Origin of the sequence: Maridesulfovibrio sp. (assembly GCF_963678865.1) — a bacterium.
In the GTDB taxonomy this organism is placed as follows: domain Bacteria; phylum Desulfobacterota; class Desulfovibrionia; order Desulfovibrionales; family Desulfovibrionaceae; genus Maridesulfovibrio.
Genome location: NZ_OY787459.1, coordinates 2,205,421 through 2,224,195 on the forward strand (window position 1 = coordinate 2,205,421; position 18,775 = coordinate 2,224,195).

Consider the following 18,775-nt stretch of genomic DNA (forward strand, 5'->3'; position numbering starts at 1 on the left):
ATGCCTTACCCTTCCTTCTCAATTTGAGTGAGGACTTCGCGCAACATGAGCCCGAAATCATTCTTGCCGCAATCAACGAAGGACAACAGGGCGAGATCTTCCTCATCCAGTTCCAGGCATCCGAGGGCCTGCGCTTCATCAGTATCCATCACCGCCAGAGCCCGGACCAGATAGGTCGGCAGAATATCAAGCGGCATAACCTGCTCATAAGCCCCGGTGGGGAAAATAGCGCGATGGCTGCCTCCTAAAAGCGTGTTCATATCAAAACGCTTTTTCTTTTTGCTGAAAGCAGAGGCAAATACTGATTTGACAGAGAATTTATCGCGGCCCGGAGCCAGCCAGCCTAAAAGCTCGCTATCCCCGCCTTCGCCAAGGGCACAGACCTGATTATGGAAACGTCCCAGAAAAGCCAGCGGCCCTTCCGCCTTTGTTCCCGTCAGGACCGAACCGGAAATAGCCCGGACAGCCCCGCTCTTGAGTTCTCCGGCCAGCATTTCATCAAGATTTGCGCCGATGCGGGTCTTGATGATGCGTGGACGATTGACCATCGGCCCGCCGAGAGCAACATACCGTTCAGTAGCAAGTCTGCCTGTGGTAAAGAGCTTACCTATGGCAATGACATCCTGATAGCCGATATGCCAGACCATCTTGGCAGGACCTACCGGATCTACGAAATGGATATGGGTTCCGGGCAGACCGGCTGGGTGCGGACCCGAAAACATATGCATTTTCACTTCCTGAATCATAGGAAGCACAATTTCTTCAGCGACACAGACATTAACTGCATCCTTCAGACAGGTAAGAATGCGTAAACCATCCAACCATGCCTCGGATTCTTTCCAAATAATGGAAGAAGGGTCCAAGGCCAACGGGTTGGTATCCATTGCTGTGACAAAGATTGAACGCGGTTCGGATCCCGGGGCCGGAGTCTTGCTGAACGGACGCGTACGAAACGCGGTCCACATACCTGATTTAACTAGATTATCGACAACCTTTTCCCGGTCTAGACCAAGCAGCTTGTCTGAATCATATGCCGGGAACTCCACTTCACCGGCAGCTTCATCAAGTTCGATGACTACAGACTGTAAAGCTCTGCGCTCACCTCTGTTAACAGCAAGGACCTTTCCGGCTCCCGGAGCGGTAAAGACGACGCCGTCGATCTTTTTATCCTCGAAGAGGGGCTGTCCCAGCTTGACCGTATCTCCCTCAGCAACGGCCATGCTCGGTTTCATTCCGACATAGTCGCCACCGAGGACAGCCACGGTACCGGGAGATTTTTCTTCAAAAATATCCAGTGCGGGCTCGCCCGAGATAGGAATATCGAGTCCTTTTTTGAGTTTTATCATGGAGAATACACCTTGTCCCTAAAGGGTTAACGGACTTAAAATCGGGTGCAACAGTACAACCCGTCTCAGCGCATGCGCCAAGACGTCTCCTAGATTGGGTGGTGTGGGACTAAATAAAGCTTCGATGCGTTCCGAGTAGATTTCTCGGAATATGTGGGGAAATACGCACGAAGTATTTGTATTGGACTTATTGGATATCTAAAGAAAAGAGGAAGGTCAACCTGTTAGTAAAATTTACTGCTTACATAGACGAAAATAATCTCAAAATGCTAAAATCATTCGGCATAAAGTCTTTTGCTCATAAAAATTAACGTAGGCAGCAGACAGAGTCCTCCAAACAGTGCAGTGAGTTCAAAAGCATCTGCCATTCCGCCTGCCTCGGCGGCAAACCCGGCAATGCCCGGCCCCAGAACAAAGCCGAGATTTGATACTCCCAGAAAAAACCCCATAACCTGACCTTTTGCCCCTCCCATGTCTGCGGCCAATGACATGGAAGCAGGAAGTGACAAAGCTGACCCAAGTCCCATTCCCGCTACAAGCAGACAAAAAAGCCACAGAGGAACCGGCTGACCCAGACCAAAAAGACAGGCGGCACAGAACCCCATGCCTAGAAAAGTCAAACCGAAACGATCACGCGTATCAGCCCAACGTCCGGTAACAGGCATAGCCAGAATGATAATCAGATTGGGGATAGCGAAGAGAAACCCGGCAAAAAAACCGCTCAAGCCAAAATATTCACTGATCAACCGGGGCAGAAAAGTTATGACAACCGAGGCTCCTGCTGTTCGACCCAACACAGCCAGAAGAAGGGAGAGAAAACCGGCATTGCGCCACGGCAAGCCTTCTTTTTCCTTTTGTTTTTCAGACGATGTAAGAGAGTTGTCTGCCTTGCTCATTAAAAGCGCCACAAAAGAAACACCCAGCCCCAAAGCGGGCCAGATCAAGGTCAGAGAGCCCATCTTCCCTTGGAGACCTATTCCTGCTCCGCCGACAATCGGCCCAATGACAAATGCACAATACAGACAGGTATTATATAAGGCAAAAAGACGCCCCCTCTTCTTTTGCGCTGCGCATTGACCAAGCAGGGACATGCTCACAGGCTTCACTATTCCGGCGCAGAACCCCAGACATATCTGAATTATTCCCAGAGACTCAACTACCGGGAAAAAAAGATAAAGACATGGAACAACAGTCCCGATTCCGCAAGCCCAGCGCAATAAGGGGATTGGGCCGAAATAATCAGCACTGCATCCTGCCAGTGGCGCAAGGACAAGACGGGCCAAAAAATATCCTGAAAAAGCAAGCCCGAGCCATGAAGCAGACATTCCGATGGAATCTGCGCTCAGGGACAAAGAAAATGTGTATGCCCCGACTCCACAAGTTGAAAAAAAGACCGTAGCAAGGACCGCCAGAACAGTCCCCTGCCTTGTTTCAATGGATTCGCTCAATAACCTACTGATGAAATTCATAAAGATGTTTCTCGCCATGCAGCCTTCGTAATCGGATTCTTACATGGTCTTATAAACTTTGAGATCGACATTGCTGCAGAATGGTCTCTTTTCTTACCAGTGGTTCTATTTAATGCAACACATTAAAAAAATAAAAAAAGTTTAAACATTTGCCATCAAGCGCCGGCAAACACGACCATAAAATGCTGTAAAACAAACCTTTTATGCCTCCAACACAAGTAGTAACTCCTTTATGCAAATCAATTCGATTTTAATCAACACAAACATAAGGGTCATTATGACGATTTAATCTCAAAAGTGTGTCAAAAAGACTTCCTAAGCTCATAACACATTGAAATAAAGAGATGATAAATTCTCGGCACGCTTAATTGTCCAATTAATCACAAACAACTTTAACTCAGTGGTCCAATCATGAACCACATGGAAAACAAGTCAAAAAAGACAACCCACCGATATAAATAAGTATTACTTTTTGGCTCATTATTTGCTATTTTGACTCTATCCTGTATTGGGTGGTGTCTTTCTTGAAAGCATCGTGGGGATGCTTATCAAGCAATCATATGAATATTGGAGGCAAGTAAAGGCTTTTTCATAGAAAATATCTATATATCTGTATCCCGTACTGACAAGTATTAATCATACAAACTAGTCAGATGGGGATCAGTTCAAAATAATACAGATGTTTTCGCGTAACAACGTGATCAGACATCGAGATGCATTTGTTTGGTAAAAAAGCTTCTTACACTTTTTTATTATCTTTCAAAGACAGTCTATGGATGCATTTCCGTAAGACATCAAAGGAAATATGAAAAAAGAAAGTAGCCGGGATCTAAGCATATCCTTGACTATGCTGGATTCCGGCTATTTCCCACCACCGCGAGTCTTCGGTTGTTCAAGTGGTATTTAATAAAAACAGCTCTACACTTACGCAAATTTTCTGACTTGCTATAGGCAGGCCAACTTACAAATGACAGGTAAGCTACGCATATACGTACGCAACCTGTCATTTTATCCAAGTGTCACCAAAATCTTTTTTTTGCACCATTGGCAATGCATGTTTTCAACAAAACAAAAGGGCTTATACGTCAAGTATAAGCCCTTGTTTTTATTTGGAGACAATGACCGAAAACAAATCCAGCCATGCGAGAAATGCTCCACCTAACCGGCAGTAACACACTCAGACCATGATTTAGCCCCCGGCACTTACCAGAGATGTGATGTGCTGATTTGATGAATTGGGCATTAACGCCTCAAAAGTATTCAGAGTCAGAATTCTGGGACCGTAAATAGCATGTTCTTTCTTTCTCAGTGCTGCCCAGCGTTGGGTTCCGTACTCAAAGTGCCACCATTCGCCGTGGTAATTTACAAACCCTGCCCTGATCATGACATCGTAAAGCAGTCTTCTATTGTAGAGGGCTTCCTTTTCATCAGCGGAAAGCTCCAGCCCCTGCTCCACCCGCTCCTCGTAAAAACGGGTATTAGAGACCGGACCGGGGTAATCAAAGGGCGCCCCCATAGGCAGAGGCACTCCGTCCAATGTGGCGATGGTTAAATCCACGGCTCCCCCTGTGGAGTGAGGAGAAGGACGCTCTGGATTCAAGCTCGGCGGGGCCACGAACTCTTCGGTCATAACCCTGATCCCATCACTGTCCACCTGAGGATGTACTTTTTCGAGCGCTGCGCGGCAGGACTCAAAAAGGGCTATCTGGGTTTCCTTACTTCGCCAGCAATCCAAAATTACCAGCCGTAATCCTTCGGGCAGGAAAGAATCAACCTTAAGCAATCTCCGCCTGATCTCATCTCTTGCGTAGCAATCAGGCAGGGCCCGTTCTATACCGGCAGAATAGTATGCCGAACGGACCAGAATCCTCGGTTCGGCCAGAGAGAGGGGAACTAACTTTTCCTCGTTCTCCCTTATTTCCATTTTGAATACCGCCGTCCAGTCCAGTGCTTCTTCCTGCGGAATGGGCGGCTGGTCGGTTAGCTGTGCTGTGTTCATTTCAATACCGTATCCTGAAATGTGAGTTTACTTACAATGACCGGTCTCACAACTTAATACCCCAACAGTCTCGGCAGCCAAAGTGATATACCGGGAATAAAAATCAGCATGAGCTGACATCCGATTGCGACCAGAACAAAGGGCCAGATGTGTTTGAACATTTTTTCCAGCGGAACAGAGCCGATGGAGGAAACAATGTATACACATGCACCCATGGGCGGAGTAATCAAAGCAATGGTGATATTCAGGGTCATGACAATGCCGAAATGAAGCGGATCAATGCCCGCGACCACGGCGAGGGGGGCAAAAACCGGAGTAAGCAACACCAAGGCGGCGATCTCTTCCATGAACATGCCGACCACGAAAATGATCAGACTCATAAAAAGTAGAACCATGGAAGGGGTTTTGGCGTATTCCAGCACCAGCGGGGCCAGTTTCTGGGGAACCTGTTCAGAAGAAAGAATCCAGCCGACAATGGTCGCAGCGCCGATGACAACAAAGATGACACTGGTCAAACGGACGGTATTTCCCAGAGCCTTGCAGACCGCTTTCCAACTGAGCTGGCGGGTCCATATAAAACCTACGATAAGTACGTACAGGCTGGCTACAGCACCGGACTCCGTGGGCGTCATGAACCCAAAGAGGATACCGCCGATGATAATGCCCGGAGCGATCAAAGAAGTAATGGCACCACCGGTGGCCGACAACAGCTTTGATACAGAGAATTCAGTGTTTACAATGGGTAGATCAAGCTTTGCGGCGCTGATGCGGTGCATGAGCATGAAGGCCAGGCCTAGCAGCAGCCCCGGCATGACCCCCGCAATGAACAGAGCGCCGACATTGGTTTTAGTCATGGCTCCGAAGAGGATCATAAAGATACTGGGCGGAATGATCGGGCCGATGAGAGAACTTCCGGCGGTAAGCCCTGCGGCGTATGATGCCGGGTAGCCGCCTTTTTTCATAGCCGGAATCATAATGGAACCGACCGCAGAGGCATCTGCTGCTGCTGATCCGTTCACTCCGGCAAAAATTATACTGGCTACGACTGTGACGTAACCGAGACCGCCTTTAAGATGACCGACCAGCGCTTCAGCAAAACGCAACAGTCGTTCGGTAAGTCCCGCAGAGCCCATGAGCTCCCCGACCAGAATAAAATAAGGAATAGCCAGCAGGGAAAAGGGTTCCATGCCGCCATAGAACTGCTGGACCATGATTCGCAACTGGGAAAAATCGCCGATATAGACAAATCCGCTCAGGGCAGTGGCCAGCATGGAAGCAAAAAGCGGCAGCCCGCAGACAAGCATGGTGAAAAAAACAAGCATCAGAATAAGGCTCATGAGTCTTCTTCCTCTTTGTTGATATCCCCGGCCGGAATGAACTGCTGAAGAGTATACTGAATAAACATCAACCCCATGCCCACAGGAATAGACATGAGCGGAATGCTTTTCTTTATGCCCAGTGTCATGATGTTAAACAATCTCAGTTTGTAAGCATAATTATACCCGCAGACGACCATGAAAATCAGGATTCCGGCAAAGACGACCTTACGCAGGACAGCCACAACCATCTGCGGTGTTTTGGGGAGGCGGTCCACAATGATACGGATCGCCATATGCTCCCCCTGTTTGAGAGCAGGGGCGGCAGCCAGCATGACCATCCAGACGAGAGTTATTTTGGCCAGATCCGTGGTCCACATGGGTGGCCGGTAAAACCGTCCGAACACACCCAGCATGACATCCAGAAGGTTTATAACCAGGAGCGCCCCCGCCCCTAAAAGACAGAGGCGCTCCAGAATGTCAGAACTTTTTTTGCAAAAGTTTGCGACAGGTTTCATTGCTATTTTGCTCCCTCTGCATTTGCTTTGCGGGCATTTTTCATAGCAAGGTCAATCCATGTCTGGTCCACTTTTTCCTGCAGCCACTTAATATAGGAGGGGCTGCCCAGTTTTTTGAATTCAGCGGATTCTTCAGCGGTGGGGGTGTAGCTGGTCATACCGTTGCTTTCGAGGAATTTAACCCTCTCATCCACCAAAGATTCCACAAATTCGCGTGTTGCTACGTTTGCTTTATGAGCACTTTCTTTGATGGCTTTCTGCTGCGCGGGGGTAAGGGATGCGAGAAGTTCGCCGTTTATGAGCAGGAACTGGTCGGAATACTGGACGTTTGCGAGAGTCAGGTGCTTCTGCACTTCATAAAGGCTGCCCATAATAATGTAGGTCGGGGGGTTCATCTGACCGTCAGCAACGCCGGTTTTAAGTGCCAGATACACTTCGGTCCAGGGAATCGGGGTGCCTGATGCTCCGAATGCTTCATACATGGCAACCTGACTGGCATCCATGGCTCTGAATTTCAGACCTTTGAAATCTTTAGGAGAGTGAACGGGTTTATCACAGGTGAATGCGAGAAAACCGCCTTCTTCCACTACTTCAAGCAATTCAATGCCGGTGCGGCCTTTCATTTCAGCACGCGCCTTGTCCATAAATTCGCTACCATCGAAAAAGTTGTGTGCTGCTTTGTAGCTGTCGAAGAGAAAAGGAATGTTGGTGGCGAACATTTCAGGGAAAACAATCTGAAGGCCGCCATAGGAAGCAACGTTAATGATAGGACTGCTCATGACCTGCTCCATGCGCTGCTCTTCATTACCGAGCTGGCTGTTGGGGTAAAGCTTGATTTCAACTTCACCACCGGTGGCCTCTTCCACCAGCCCCTTGAATTTTGCTGCAAAGTAATGGACAGCATTATCCTTTTCGTTAGGCGGTCCGTTGTAACTCATTTTGATAGATTTAGCGGCAAGTGCGCTGCCGGGAATGATGAGTACAAGGCTCAGAATCAATCCGAATAATGTGGTGCGTTTCATGGGATCCTCTTTGGGGGGGTTGAGGTTTAGGCAACAAGACAGTTGCCCATAATTTCGCATTTACGACTCTAAGTATTGTAATACGATACTTAGTATTTGATTACAATTTAATTATTTCTGACCACGGCGTCAAGCTGTTTTGCAAAAAAAGCAAACAAACATCGCTCAGGCAATACGTTAAACCTAACATTTTGCAAAAATGACAAAAAACACTAAACCGACCACAATACATCCAGCACATTGAATAATATTGCAGATCAGCCCCATAAAAGATGGTGGATCAAATCAACAAGACAAGCTAGGATTCCAGCATATGACTAATAAAAGCAATACCAAGAAGGCAAATCCATTGTTTGTTGCATCTCTGGAAAAGGGGATGCGCATTCTTGAGGCATTTGATGAAGGACACCGCCGTTTGAGTTTAACCGAGATGGTCAAAATTACCGGGCTGAACAAAAGTGCGGTGCAGAGGTTTCTGCATACATGGGAAGAACTGGGATACATAATAAAGGACAGCAAAACAAAACTGATCAGCCTAAGCCCTAAGACCATGAGCCTTGGCTACAATTTTCTACGCAGCGAACGGCTGGTGGAAGTCGCCACTCCGTTTCTGCTGGAAGCCCGTGAGTTGACCGGCAACTCCGCCTATCTGGGAACACTGTACGACACTTCCATTATTTACCTGATCCGGCTGCCGCAAAGGCTCCTGCTGCTTGAAGGGACCCTTCCGGGCCGAAGAGTTCCCGCCTTTTGCGGAGGCAGGGCATTTTTGTCCTGTCTTGACGATTCTGAAATTCTAGAAATCCTGCAGCGTTCGGAACGCCCATCCATAACCCCTTATACAATAACGGATATTGATGAGATAATGAAAGAGATAGAGCTTGTGCGGAAAAAAGGATTCTGCATCTCCATGCAGGAACAGCTGATCGGCGAAATAGCGGTCTCGGCTCCGATCTTGGACAGGGACGGAACGCCACGCGCCGCGGTCTATATTTCCGCCAGAATTTCCGAATGGACAGAAGAACGGGCTGAGAAGGAACTCGCACCGGCAGTACTTGAAGCCGCTGCGCGAATTGGATCCTTATTGTGAGACAAACATCAGCTTAAACGCAAACTATCCGCATAAGCTAACCTTTCTCGGGCCAAGACAAAAAGCCCCGCAACGTACTGAGCACGTTGCGGGGCTTTACTTTTTACATGGATCAAACGGTCAGGAGCCCTTTCCAAACTCCCTGATCAACCGATACAAACAGGCTTAACATTTACAAATTCACGAATACCATAAGTTCCAAGTTCGCGGCCGAAACCGGAAATACCTATACCGCCAAAAGGAAGATTCACATCACTGCGCACGAGGCTATTGATAAAAACACAACCGGTCCTGATGCGGGCCGCCACCTTTTCGGCCAGATCTTCATCCTTTGACCAGATGGAACCACCCAGGCCAAAGGGAGTGCTGTTAGCAATATCAACAGCCTCATCTACTGATGCCGCACGGAAAACCACGGCGACCGGGCCGAACAGCTCCTCCTGACAAACATCTGCATCTGCGGGAACGTCAGTTATCAGAGTGGGCGGATAATAGAATCCGGCACCATCAGGGATGCTGCCCCCGCGCACAACATGGCCTCCGGCCTTTATACAGCGGTCCACCTGATCCTGAAGCTCCTGCCGTAATTTACCGGAAGACATGGGCCCCATATCCGTTTCCCGATCCAGAGGATCTCCGATCTTCAATGCATCCATACTTTCAGCAAAACGGGAAACAAATTCATCATAAACACCATCCATAACAATGAAGCGTTTAGCCGCAATGCAGGTCTGTCCGGCATTACCGCATCTGGAGACAGTCGCGATTTTGATTGCTTCATCAAGATCGGCATCATTAAGTACAATAAAAGGGTCACTGCCGCCCAGTTCCATTACGGATTTCTTGAGTCTGGCACCGGCAGCGGAAGCAACCTTCTGGCCTGCAAATTCGCTTCCGGTCAGACTTACCGCAAAGACAGAACCGTGATCCAGAACAGATTCTACCTGACGTGCATCGATTAACAAGGACCTGAAAATATTTTCAGGAAAACCCGCGTCCCTGAAAATCTTCTCAATCGCCAACGCACATTGCGGAACATTGGAAGCGTGCTTGAGAACCACTGCGTTACCGGCCATAAGCGAAGGAGCGGCAATTCTAAAAACCTGCCAGAAAGGAAAATTCCAAGGCATGACAGTCAGAACGGTCCCCAAGGGCTGGTAAGTTATATATGCCTTGCGCCCGGCACCCTCTACAGGAGTAGGAGCCAACATTTCCTCACCATTATCAGCATAAAAATCGCAGACAAGACCGCACTTCACCGCCTCGCCTTCACCCTGCTTCACCGGCTTGCCCATCTCTACAGCCATGATTTCAGCCAACTCTCCGCTGCGTTCACGCAATAGATCCGCAGCCTTTTTCAATAAAGCTCTACGCTCTGCGAAACTGCGTTCTTTCCAGCCCAACCACTCAACTGCAACATTGTCCAAAATAGACTGAACCATCTCTTCGGAATATGGTTCAAAGGAAGCCACAACTTCTTCTGTAGCCGGATTAAAACTTTGAATACTCATAAGAACTCCTTTTATCCGATTACAAGGATATTTTTATCATAGAAGGCATCAGGCGGTCCTTCTTAAACTTATATTCTTTTGCAAAAAAGCCTGAGAAAGCAGAAGCCATTATTGCAAGACGTTATCTTCAAAACATTTAAATACCCAGATAGGCCGTCTTGATGTGCGGATTATCGAGCAGGTCTTGCGCACTTCCTTCCATTGCCACCCGGCCATGTTCCAATACGTAGCCCCGGTCAGAAAGGGAAAGAGAATGCTGCACGTCCTGCTCCACCAGTAAAACAGTGGTTCCCTGATCAGCAATCTCGCGCACATTGGCAAAAATCTCCTTGATCAGAATCGGTGCGAGACCTAGTGACGGTTCATCAAGCATCATCAATCTGGGTCGGGCCATAATGCCACGTCCGATGGCAACCATCTGCTGTTCCCCTCCTGAAAGAGTCATAGCCAACTGGTCCTTGCGCTCTTCAAGGCGCGGAAACATTTCGTAGACAGTCTGAAGAGACTCTTCAATGTGGTCCTTGGCCCTTTCACAATAGGCCCCTACAATCAGGTTATCGTAGACGGACATCAGAGAAAAAAGCTTTCGGCCTTCAGGCACATGGATCAACCCGGTATCCACGATATTTTCAGGAGCACAGCCCTGAATATCAGCGGAATCAAAATTGATCTGCCCCTCGGACGGGGCAAGCAGCCCTGAAATTGTCCGCAACAGAGTTGATTTACCAGCCCCGTTGCCGCCGATGATTGAGACGACCTCCCCCTCTTTTACATGCAGAGAAAGGTCAAAAATAACCTGAACATCACCGTAGCTGACGTCAAGATTATCTATTTTAAGAAGCGACATAGTCACCTCCGAGATATGCCTTGATAACATCTTCATCCTGAGCCACGTCATCCGGTTTTCCTTCAGAAATCTTTGTTCCGAAATGGATGACTACCAATTCATCCGAAAGAGCCATTATAGCCCGCATGATGTGTTCAATCACAAATATGGTCACCCCGCTCTCGCGGATACCTTTGAAGACATCAATAATCTCATCCACTTCAGTCGGCCGCAGTCCGGCCATCACCTCGTCCAACAGCAGCAGCTTGGGTCTGGTGGCCATTGCCTTGGCGATTTCAAGACGTTTGCGGTCGGCGATGGTCAGGGCTCCCGGCAGATCATCCTTGCGGTGGTCAAGATGCATCTCCTTGAGAACATCAAGTGCAATGGATTCGGCCTCTTCATGACTGTTGGTGGTGGCAAAAGCGGCCACGGTGGTATTGTAAAGCACGGATTTGGTGGCGAAAGGCTTGACGATCTGGAAAGTACGGGCCAACCCCTTGCGGCAGAGATCCCAAGGCCTGGCTCCGGTGATGTCCTCTCCGTCAAAATAGATTTTACCCATTGTGGGTTTGTAGACCCCGGCGGCGCAGTTAAACACAGTGGATTTCCCTGCACCGTTAGGCCCGATGAGCCCCAGAATCTGTCCTTTGCCCACCTCAAGGTCAAGGGCATTAACTGCGGTCAAGCCGCCAAACTGCATGGTAACTTCTTCGAATCTAAGCATACTCATCACGAACCTCCCTGCTTGTGCTGTCTCCGTCGGATGCAATTTTTTTGACCAGAGCGTTGAATTTTGCGCTAAGCGGCGCGGTCAGTCCGCTGGGCTGAAGCAGCATCACTACGACAAGAATGGCCCCGAAAAGAATCAGATGCATGCCGGGCAGGGAATCGCTGAGATAAATACGGCTGAATTCACTGACCGGTCGCAGTAAAAGCGCGCCGATGACCGGCCCGGCGAGTGAACCGCGTCCGCCGATAAGGGCAATGAAAGCCAGCTCGAAAGACAAGTCCAGAGTCAGCACCGACTTGGGATAGATAAACAGGGTCAGCTGAGCCAGAAAAGTTCCGGCCAGAGAGGTGAGAAAGGCGCTCATGACCATGGCCCTGACTTTATATCTGGAAACATTGATGCCCAGAGCTTCAGCCGCTTCAGGCTCTTCGCCGCCTGCGGTTAGGTAGTAGCCGATCTTGGAACGGGAGATGTACCAAGTCAGTGCAAGCACGCCGATAAGCATACTCAAAATGATATAGTAATAGGGCTCTTTGGAGGCAAACTGGAAAGCCGAAAAACTGCTTTCCCCGCCGGGCAGGGGCGGGATATTCAATCCCCGTGGACCGTTAAGATGAAAAGGACCTATATAACTGAGGTTTTCAACCACTACCCGGAGTCCTTCCACAAAAGCCATCGTCGAAAGCGCGAAATAGGCACCGCGCATTTTCAGGGTAGGCTTACCGATAAGAAAACCGATTATGCCTGAAATCACCCCGCCGACAATCATGCCGAGCCAAGGCGAGATGGAGTACTGCAACCAGAGGATAGTGGAGGTATATGCTCCGATACCCACAAAAACAGAATGCCCGAGCGGCAGGACTCCTGCAAATCCGCCCACCAGATTCCACGTGGTGGTCATGTAAGCAAACAGAAGCAGCATAATCGAGATATGCAGATAAGTCGGACTGTGGACAAAAAGCGGCATAGCAAAGGCAAAAAGCACCACACCAGCCAGACAATATTTCTTAATCGTATTCTCAGTCATAACTTGTTCCTACCAATCGTATTTCTGGCCGAACAGGCCGGAAGGTTTCACAAAGAGCACCAACAAAAAGAGCATGTAGACAATAGCCTCGGTCCATGTTGAGGTCATGAACATAGGACCGATTGATTCGATGAGCCCGATGATGATTCCTCCGATGATGGCGCCGGGAATGGAGCCGAGTCCGCCCAGCACAACGATTACGAATGACTTTACATCGAAGGGCACGCCCACGGTGGGATAAACGTTGTAAAAAGGAGTTAGTACAACCCCGGAAATCCCCGCGATGGCAGTGCCGATACCGAAAGCAACGTTGAAAATCTTCCACTGGTTGATGCCCATTAGAGAAGCGGCATCACGGTCAAGACTGGTAGCCCTGATCGCCCTGCCGGTGCGGGTCTTCTGCAGAAAAATATACAGAGCTACGGCTGTGCCGATTGAGATAAGGAACCCGCACAGTTTGGGTACGGAGATGAAGACCTCCCCGAATTCAAGCATCCGGCCTTTCAGGGGATTGGGAGTCAGGGCCCTGTAATCCGGTCCGAAAAAGAGCAGGGTCAGGTTATCCAGCATGTACCAGACCCCGGTGGTTACGATAATGACCGTGGTCGGTTCACGCACATCCTTCTCGGCCACAAAAATAGGCTTGATAAGAAAATTCTGCAGGTAATAGCCGAAGAAAAACATTACCGGAACAACTATGCACAGGGCCAGATAGGGATGCAGTCCGGTCAGGGCTACGGCCCAGTAGGATACGTACATACCTACCATGAGAAAGGAACCGTGGGCGAAGTTGATGACTTTGAGAACCCCGAAAACCAGAGTCAGCCCCAGCGCGATCAGGCCGTAGATTGAGCCCATGAGAATCCCGCTGATAACATCCTGTAAAATAAATGCAAAATCCATAAAAACCGCCAGTGGATTGATTATTTGAGTGGAATGACTGTTTTCAATTGCGGGGCGGACCGGAAGCCCGCCCCGCTGTCTGTTTTACTTTTTGGGAATGGGGAAGACAGGGGTGTACCCCGCACGGCGGGCAGACTTGGGCCAGATGGTAATACGCTCAAGCCCTTTGCCGATGTCGTTTACCTGCACGATAACCGGGGAAGCATGCTTGTTCTGTCCGGTTTCGTCGAATTCAATAGCCTCGTAGGAAACAATGGCTGCGGGGCCGGTTTTCAGGTCGGTTGCGGCCAATGCGGCACGCAGTTTATCAGGATCAGCAGAACCCGCTCTTTCCAGAGCGTCAGCCAAAACGTAAACTGATACATAGGCATCTACGGCTTCACCGGTAAGGTTGGTGCCGTACTTTGCTTTATATTTTTCATTGGTTTCCTTAACGCCGGGCTTGTTGACGTCGGTTTCCCACTCAACGATATCGAAGATATAACGGGCATTATCCTTGGTACCGCTTAAGAAAGTAGGGTCAGCATGACCGCCGCCGGTGCCGAGGATGACTTTGGGACGGACGCGGTAATCGGCCATAGTGTTGGTCAGCAGAATCGCATCGGCAGCATTGGAAACAAGCAGCAACACATCAGGTCTGGCACGGCGGATCTTGTTTACTACCGGGGTCAGGTCTGTTGCGCTGGAGGGATAAGGCTCATCAAGAACGATTTTGTAACCGCTGTTGCCAATGAGCTTTTTCCACTGTGCGGCAAGACCGGTACCCCAGTCACCGTTTTCATAAACCATAGCGATGGTTTTAAGTTCTGTATTGAATTCCTTGGACATATCCTTGAGGAAAGCAAACTGGTCACGAGCCCACCAGGAGTCCTTGGCTGCCACGCGGAAAACATTTTTAAAACCGCGCTCGGTGATTGTGTCCCTGACTGAGACAGGCACAATAAAGGGAATGCCGTAACGCTCGGCAACAGCAGTTGCGGGATAGGTTACACCTGAGTTCCAGCAACCGGTAAGGACGTTGACCTTTTCAGTATTGATGAAACGCTCGGCCTCGGTAACACCTACGTTGGGATCACTTTTGGAATCGGCGTACAACATCTCCAGTTTAGCGCCGCCAAGAGCCTTGATACCGCCGGCGGCGTTAATCTCTTCAACCGCCATTTCCCTAGCCTGCTTACCCTGCTGCCCCACTGCGGCTGAAGGGCCGGAAAGAGGCAGAATGTTACCCACTTTAACCGTATCCGCCGCGATAGCGAATGAACTGAAACCCAATACCAGAGCGCAAAACAACCCTGCGCTGACAACTGACTTAAAAATTTTCATTTTTCTCCTCGTCCGGTTTACGGTTTATATGAACAATAGAGCTTATCTGTGCTGCTCCGGCGGCCCTGCCGGAGCTTCTAAACCTTCTTTAGCTGTTTGCTGCGATAGCCTCTTCCAGAATAGCCAATCCCTTGCCGAGTGTTTCTTCGTCCACGGAAAGAGGAACCAGAACCCGGAGTACATTGCCGTAGTTTCCGCAGGCTAGCAGCAGAAGCTTCTTCTTCAGGACTTCGCTGACAATCTTTTTTGTTACAGCTGCATCGGGAGTCTTCTTCTCTCTGTCCGAAACCAGTTCGATGGCAATCATGGCACCAAGACCCCGGACTTCACCGATGATGGAGTACTTTCCCTTCCAGCCCAGAAATATTTCCTTAAGCTTTTCACCCAAAGCAGCACCCTGCTCCAGAATTCCAGTTTCAAGGGAATCAAGAGCAGCAAGAGCCGCCGCACAGGAAACCGGGTTACCGCCGTAGGTTCCGCCCAGTCCTCCGGGATGAACCGCATCCATTATTTCCTTTTTGCCGACCACGGCGGAAATGGGCATACCGCCGCCGATACTCTTGGCCATGGTCATCAGGTCCGGTTCCACACCCCAATGTTCCATGGCGCACATCTTGCCGGTACGGCCACCGCCGGACTGGATTTCATCAGCAACGAAATAAATGCCGTTTTCAGCGCAGATACTCTTAATTCTGGGGAAGTATTCCGGAGGCGGAACAAGGAAACCGCCTTCTCCGGCGATGGGTTCGGCCACAAGAGCGGCCAGATTCTCAGGAGCGGCATTGCCGATGAACCAGTTCTTGAACTGCTCGGCACAATATATGTCGCAGGAAGGATATTCTTTACCGTAAGGGCACCGGTAACAATAAGGATATGGAATTCTGTAGATTTCAGGAGCATATGGCCCGAACCTGTACTTATAAGGCTTAACCTTGCTGGTCATACTCATGGTCAGCAGGGTCCGACCATGAAATCCGCCCTCGTAAACGACAATTCCGCTCTTGCCGCTTGCCAGACGCGCTATTTTGACCGCGTTTTCAACGGCTTCAGCTCCGCTGTTAAGTAAAACAGCCTTTTTCTCAAAATCTCCGGGAGCAATTTCAATCAGCTTCTCGGCCAAAGCAATGTAAGGTTCGTACATGGCGATGTGGAAGCATGAATGGATAAGCTTTTCAGCCTGTTCCTTTATTGCTGCAACAACTTTTTCATTACAGTGACCAACGTTGTTAACACCGATACCACCAACAAAGTCTATGTATTCCTGACCGTCAACGTCAGTAATTGTAGAATTTCCGGCGCATTCTGCAAAGACAGGCCCCAAGTTACCTACACCTGCAGCCACTGCCTTGTTTCTTCTTTCAAGCAGTTTGTCTGAGTTACTCATGTGTATTCCGTCCTTTTTTGTGTTTGCTACAAAGAAGCACATATCATGCCACATAAAATAAACGCAAAAAACAGCATGTTACAAAGATCTGCCACAATTTCATCTTAGTTTTTGATTCATATATGAATCAAAACAGCTATTTTCACTCCTTTTTCTTCTCTTTTTGATTCAATTTTGAATCATAAAGAGAAAACTCACTGACTTTTTACTAAAATGCAAAAAACTAAAGTTAAGAGAAATAAGGACAAACAGATTATCAACAATAACGGCAGCAAACCTTCTGAGTTGATTCAAAAGTGAATCAGCAGACTTTCTATGAAGCCCCCAATCCATATTTTTTGAGTTTACGAACCACTGAGGGCTGGCTGATTTTTAGATAGCTGGCCATCTCCCTTGTCGTCTTGCAGGCTCTGCGTGCTTCGTTCAGCATCTCCCGCTCAACCATATCCAGAGCTTCCTGCATGGAAAGCCCTTTGGTGGATACTGTTTCGGCCTCAGCTGCTCCAAGCAGGCTCTGTTCAAAATAGACATCCAGCACATCTTCTTCGGCCACAGCCACGCCTTTTTTGATAAGGCTGTCGAGCTCTCTGATATTTCCGGGAAACGAATAATTCTGGAGCATTCTCAGACTCTTAGGGGAAAGAACCTTGAATTTTCCGTATCGCTCGTTGTATTTATTCAGAAAGGACGTTGCCAGAGCAAAGATATCTTCCACTCTTTCGCGCAGTGGGGGAATGGTCAGGGTAAAAACATTAAGGCGGTAAAAGAGGTCTTTGCGGAACAACCGCTTACTGACCTGTTTTTCAAGGTCCTTATTAGTGGCTGCGATGATGACGCAGTTAATTTTTTTGGGCGTGGAGCCACCCAGAGGGGTAAATTCCTTTTCATCAATACATTTTAGAAGCTTAGCCTGAATAGAAGAAGGCATTTCACCAACCTCATCAAGAAAAAAAGTTCCGCCGTCAGCCAACGCCAGCAATCCTGCCTTGCCGCTCTCACGGGCACCGGTAAAGGCACCTTTTTCATAACCGAAAAGTTCCGCCTCAAAGAGCTGCTCGGGAACGGCGGCACAGTTGATGGCTAAAAACGGCCCGGACGCGCGCGGACTGTGCTGATGCAAAAGTTTTGCAAGCATGGATTTTCCGGTTCCCGATTCGCCAAGGAGCAATATGCCGGAAACCTCCAGCTGGGCCAGCTTGAGAGCACTTGCCAGCAGCCGGTTTATTGATTTGCTTTCTGCAATGAAAGCCCCCTGCTCCAACTCCAGCATGTTCAGATTGGTAATTTCCTTACGCGCCTTTTCAGTAATTTCACGGGCGGCTCTCAGGTGCTCCCGCAGATCGAGAAGCTCCGTCACGTCCCGCTCATTGACAACAACCATGGAAAGTCTGCCACCGTTATCAAATACCGGTGTTCCGGTACACAGCAGCTGCCTTCCCGTCTTGGTAATATTTTGCAACATGCTGATCTGTCTTTTTTTCTCCAGCACTTCCTTGGAAACAGACACATCAACAAGTCCGGTCTCAACTACTTCGTCAATGCTTTTGCCGACAATCCCTGTAGTCTTGACTCCGTTCAAATCCTCTGAAGCACGGTTAATCTGGGTAACAACCCCCTCCCCGTTTGTTACCCAGATGCCATCGCTTGAGGAATCAAAAATGGCCTGCAAGGTATTAGCCATATCCTGAAATGAACTCAGCTCAACAGCGAGTTCTTCAAACCGGGACGGCTTCTGCAGGCTGACCACCGCACCTTCAAGGTTTCCTTCAATAATGAGCGGGGTGATTTCAAAAAACAATTCAGTACCGCGTTTTACAATACGCCCGGTTCCTTTTTTAAACTCATCCGAGGCCAGACCCTTTTTTATATAGGGAGTAGCGATTGGCAGGATCTGCTCTGCTGCAATACCCACAGCAGTCACCCGGTCCCGACGCTCCAAAAAGTCCAGCGCGACGTTATTCATATTGATGACTGTACATTTAGTATCAACAACCACGACTGCGTAACTGACACAATTCAATATGTGTTGGATCAATTCATGTTGCATAAACACACTCAGCTATATTTTATAATAAACAATACGGCCCTGCGAAACATATACAATTCACATCTTTTTCTTTTGCATCCATCAAAACATACGGCATTGAATGCAAGAAACGTGACGCATTGCCATACACATAAAAAATCAACATATCGAGGTAGAACAAATAACTTTTCTTAAAAAGCTAACATCGACAAGACTCGGCATTCAACATTTTTGTTAACAACAGAAACAACATTTCACAAAACAGAATATACATTGATACGT

General features: G+C 48.7%; 15 protein-coding genes. 1 reads left to right on the plus strand and 14 read right to left on the minus strand.

Annotated features, from left to right (window positions below):
- Nucleotides 1–5 precede the first annotated feature (5 nt).
- The 6 genes from ACKU41_RS10135 to dctP form a co-directional block, all read right to left on the minus strand.
- The gene (locus tag ACKU41_RS10135; RefSeq protein WP_321400511.1) at nucleotides 6–1,346 is read right to left on the minus strand and encodes a Na(+)-translocating NADH-quinone reductase subunit A; all 1,341 of its coding nucleotides are present in this window, start codon (nucleotides 1,344–1,346) and stop codon (nucleotides 6–8) included.
- 275 nt (nucleotides 1,347–1,621) lie between these two features.
- Nucleotides 1,622–2,815 (minus strand): MFS transporter, encoded by a 1,194-nt coding sequence (locus tag ACKU41_RS10140; RefSeq protein WP_321400513.1) that lies wholly within the window; start codon nucleotides 2,813–2,815, stop codon nucleotides 1,622–1,624.
- A 1,189-nt stretch (nucleotides 2,816–4,004) separates the two neighbouring features.
- Nucleotides 4,005–4,814 (minus strand): M15 family metallopeptidase, encoded by an 810-nt coding sequence (locus ACKU41_RS10145; RefSeq protein ID WP_321400515.1) that lies wholly within the window; start codon nucleotides 4,812–4,814, stop codon nucleotides 4,005–4,007.
- Nucleotides 4,815–4,867: 53 nt separating this feature from the next.
- Nucleotides 4,868–6,151: a TRAP transporter large permease gene (locus ACKU41_RS10150; protein WP_321400517.1), complete on the minus strand. Its 1,284-nt coding sequence runs from the start codon at nucleotides 6,149–6,151 to the stop codon at nucleotides 4,868–4,870.
- On the minus strand, nucleotides 6,148–6,648 hold the full coding sequence (locus ACKU41_RS10155) for a TRAP transporter small permease (RefSeq protein WP_321400519.1): 501 nt from the start codon (nucleotides 6,646–6,648) through the stop codon (nucleotides 6,148–6,150). Before ACKU41_RS10155 ends, ACKU41_RS10150 begins: the two co-directional genes overlap by 4 nt.
- A 2-nt stretch (nucleotides 6,649–6,650) precedes the next feature.
- The gene (gene dctP / locus ACKU41_RS10160) at nucleotides 6,651–7,670 is read right to left on the minus strand and encodes a TRAP transporter substrate-binding protein DctP (protein WP_319777197.1); all 1,020 of its coding nucleotides are present in this window, start codon (nucleotides 7,668–7,670) and stop codon (nucleotides 6,651–6,653) included.
- 313 nt (nucleotides 7,671–7,983) lie between these two features.
- On the opposite strand from dctP, the gene ACKU41_RS10165 reads away from it, so the two are divergent.
- A complete protein-coding gene (locus ACKU41_RS10165; RefSeq protein WP_321400523.1) occupies nucleotides 7,984–8,760 on the plus strand; it encodes an IclR family transcriptional regulator C-terminal domain-containing protein in 777 nt (258 codons plus the stop codon).
- 146 nt (nucleotides 8,761–8,906) lie between these two features.
- Here the strand turns inward: ACKU41_RS10165 and ACKU41_RS10170 are convergent, their stop codons facing one another.
- The 8 genes from ACKU41_RS10170 to ACKU41_RS10205 all read right to left on the minus strand — a co-directional run bounded on the left by ACKU41_RS10170 (nucleotide 8,907) and on the right by ACKU41_RS10205 (nucleotide 18,514).
- Complete coding sequence (locus ACKU41_RS10170; protein WP_321400524.1) at nucleotides 8,907–10,271, minus strand: NAD-dependent succinate-semialdehyde dehydrogenase; 1,365 nt, start codon at nucleotides 10,269–10,271, stop codon at nucleotides 8,907–8,909.
- A gap of 136 nt (nucleotides 10,272–10,407) precedes the next feature.
- Nucleotides 10,408–11,118: an ABC transporter ATP-binding protein gene (locus ACKU41_RS10175; protein ID WP_319777203.1), complete on the minus strand. Its 711-nt coding sequence runs from the start codon at nucleotides 11,116–11,118 to the stop codon at nucleotides 10,408–10,410.
- Nucleotides 11,105–11,830 (minus strand): ABC transporter ATP-binding protein, encoded by a 726-nt coding sequence (locus ACKU41_RS10180; RefSeq protein WP_319777204.1) that lies wholly within the window; start codon nucleotides 11,828–11,830, stop codon nucleotides 11,105–11,107. Before ACKU41_RS10180 ends, ACKU41_RS10175 begins: the two co-directional genes overlap by 14 nt.
- A complete protein-coding gene (locus ACKU41_RS10185) occupies nucleotides 11,817–12,857 on the minus strand; it encodes a branched-chain amino acid ABC transporter permease (protein WP_321400526.1) in 1,041 nt (346 codons plus the stop codon). Before ACKU41_RS10185 ends, ACKU41_RS10180 begins: the two co-directional genes overlap by 14 nt.
- A 9-nt stretch (nucleotides 12,858–12,866) precedes the next feature.
- Complete coding sequence (locus ACKU41_RS10190; RefSeq protein ID WP_319777207.1) at nucleotides 12,867–13,760, minus strand: branched-chain amino acid ABC transporter permease; 894 nt, start codon at nucleotides 13,758–13,760, stop codon at nucleotides 12,867–12,869.
- An 84-nt stretch (nucleotides 13,761–13,844) separates the two neighbouring features.
- Nucleotides 13,845–15,083 carry an ABC transporter substrate-binding protein gene (locus tag ACKU41_RS10195; RefSeq protein ID WP_321400530.1) on the minus strand — a complete coding sequence of 413 codons (1,239 nt, stop codon included), beginning with the start codon at nucleotides 15,081–15,083 and terminating at the stop codon, nucleotides 13,845–13,847.
- 88 nt (nucleotides 15,084–15,171) lie between these two features.
- Complete coding sequence (gene gabT, locus ACKU41_RS10200) at nucleotides 15,172–16,467, minus strand: 4-aminobutyrate--2-oxoglutarate transaminase (RefSeq protein ID WP_321400532.1); 1,296 nt, start codon at nucleotides 16,465–16,467, stop codon at nucleotides 15,172–15,174.
- A 313-nt stretch (nucleotides 16,468–16,780) separates the two neighbouring features.
- On the minus strand, nucleotides 16,781–18,514 hold the full coding sequence (locus ACKU41_RS10205; RefSeq protein ID WP_321400534.1) for a sigma 54-interacting transcriptional regulator: 1,734 nt from the start codon (nucleotides 18,512–18,514) through the stop codon (nucleotides 16,781–16,783).
- Between the last annotated feature and the right edge of the window lie 261 nt (nucleotides 18,515–18,775).

What these genes read in the sequence shown, in the direction of transcription:
- ACKU41_RS10135 (WP_321400511.1), bottom strand. Translation starts at nt 1,346, where the DNA reads ATGATAAAACTCAAAAAAGGACTCGATATTCCTATCTCGGGCGAGCCC.
- ACKU41_RS10140 (WP_321400513.1), bottom strand. Translation starts at nt 2,815, where the DNA reads ATGAATTTCATCAGTAGGTTATTGAGCGAATCCATTGAAACAAGGCAG.
- ACKU41_RS10145 (WP_321400515.1), bottom strand. Translation starts at nt 4,814, where the DNA reads ATGAACACAGCACAGCTAACCGACCAGCCGCCCATTCCGCAGGAAGAA.
- ACKU41_RS10150 (WP_321400517.1), bottom strand. Translation starts at nt 6,151, where the DNA reads ATGAGCCTTATTCTGATGCTTGTTTTTTTCACCATGCTTGTCTGCGGG.
- ACKU41_RS10155 (WP_321400519.1), bottom strand. Translation starts at nt 6,648, where the DNA reads ATGAAACCTGTCGCAAACTTTTGCAAAAAAAGTTCTGACATTCTGGAG.
- dctP (WP_319777197.1), bottom strand. Translation starts at nt 7,670, where the DNA reads ATGAAACGCACCACATTATTCGGATTGATTCTGAGCCTTGTACTCATC.
- ACKU41_RS10165 (WP_321400523.1), top strand. Translation starts at nt 7,984, where the DNA reads ATGACTAATAAAAGCAATACCAAGAAGGCAAATCCATTGTTTGTTGCA.
- ACKU41_RS10170 (WP_321400524.1), bottom strand. Translation starts at nt 10,271, where the DNA reads ATGAGTATTCAAAGTTTTAATCCGGCTACAGAAGAAGTTGTGGCTTCC.
- ACKU41_RS10175 (WP_319777203.1), bottom strand. Translation starts at nt 11,118, where the DNA reads ATGTCGCTTCTTAAAATAGATAATCTTGACGTCAGCTACGGTGATGTT.
- ACKU41_RS10180 (WP_319777204.1), bottom strand. Translation starts at nt 11,830, where the DNA reads ATGAGTATGCTTAGATTCGAAGAAGTTACCATGCAGTTTGGCGGCTTG.
- ACKU41_RS10185 (WP_321400526.1), bottom strand. Translation starts at nt 12,857, where the DNA reads ATGACTGAGAATACGATTAAGAAATATTGTCTGGCTGGTGTGGTGCTT.
- ACKU41_RS10190 (WP_319777207.1), bottom strand. Translation starts at nt 13,760, where the DNA reads ATGGATTTTGCATTTATTTTACAGGATGTTATCAGCGGGATTCTCATG.
- ACKU41_RS10195 (WP_321400530.1), bottom strand. Translation starts at nt 15,083, where the DNA reads ATGAAAATTTTTAAGTCAGTTGTCAGCGCAGGGTTGTTTTGCGCTCTG.
- gabT (WP_321400532.1), bottom strand. Translation starts at nt 16,467, where the DNA reads ATGAGTAACTCAGACAAACTGCTTGAAAGAAGAAACAAGGCAGTGGCT.
- ACKU41_RS10205 (WP_321400534.1), bottom strand. Translation starts at nt 18,514, where the DNA reads ATGCAACATGAATTGATCCAACACATATTGAATTGTGTCAGTTACGCA.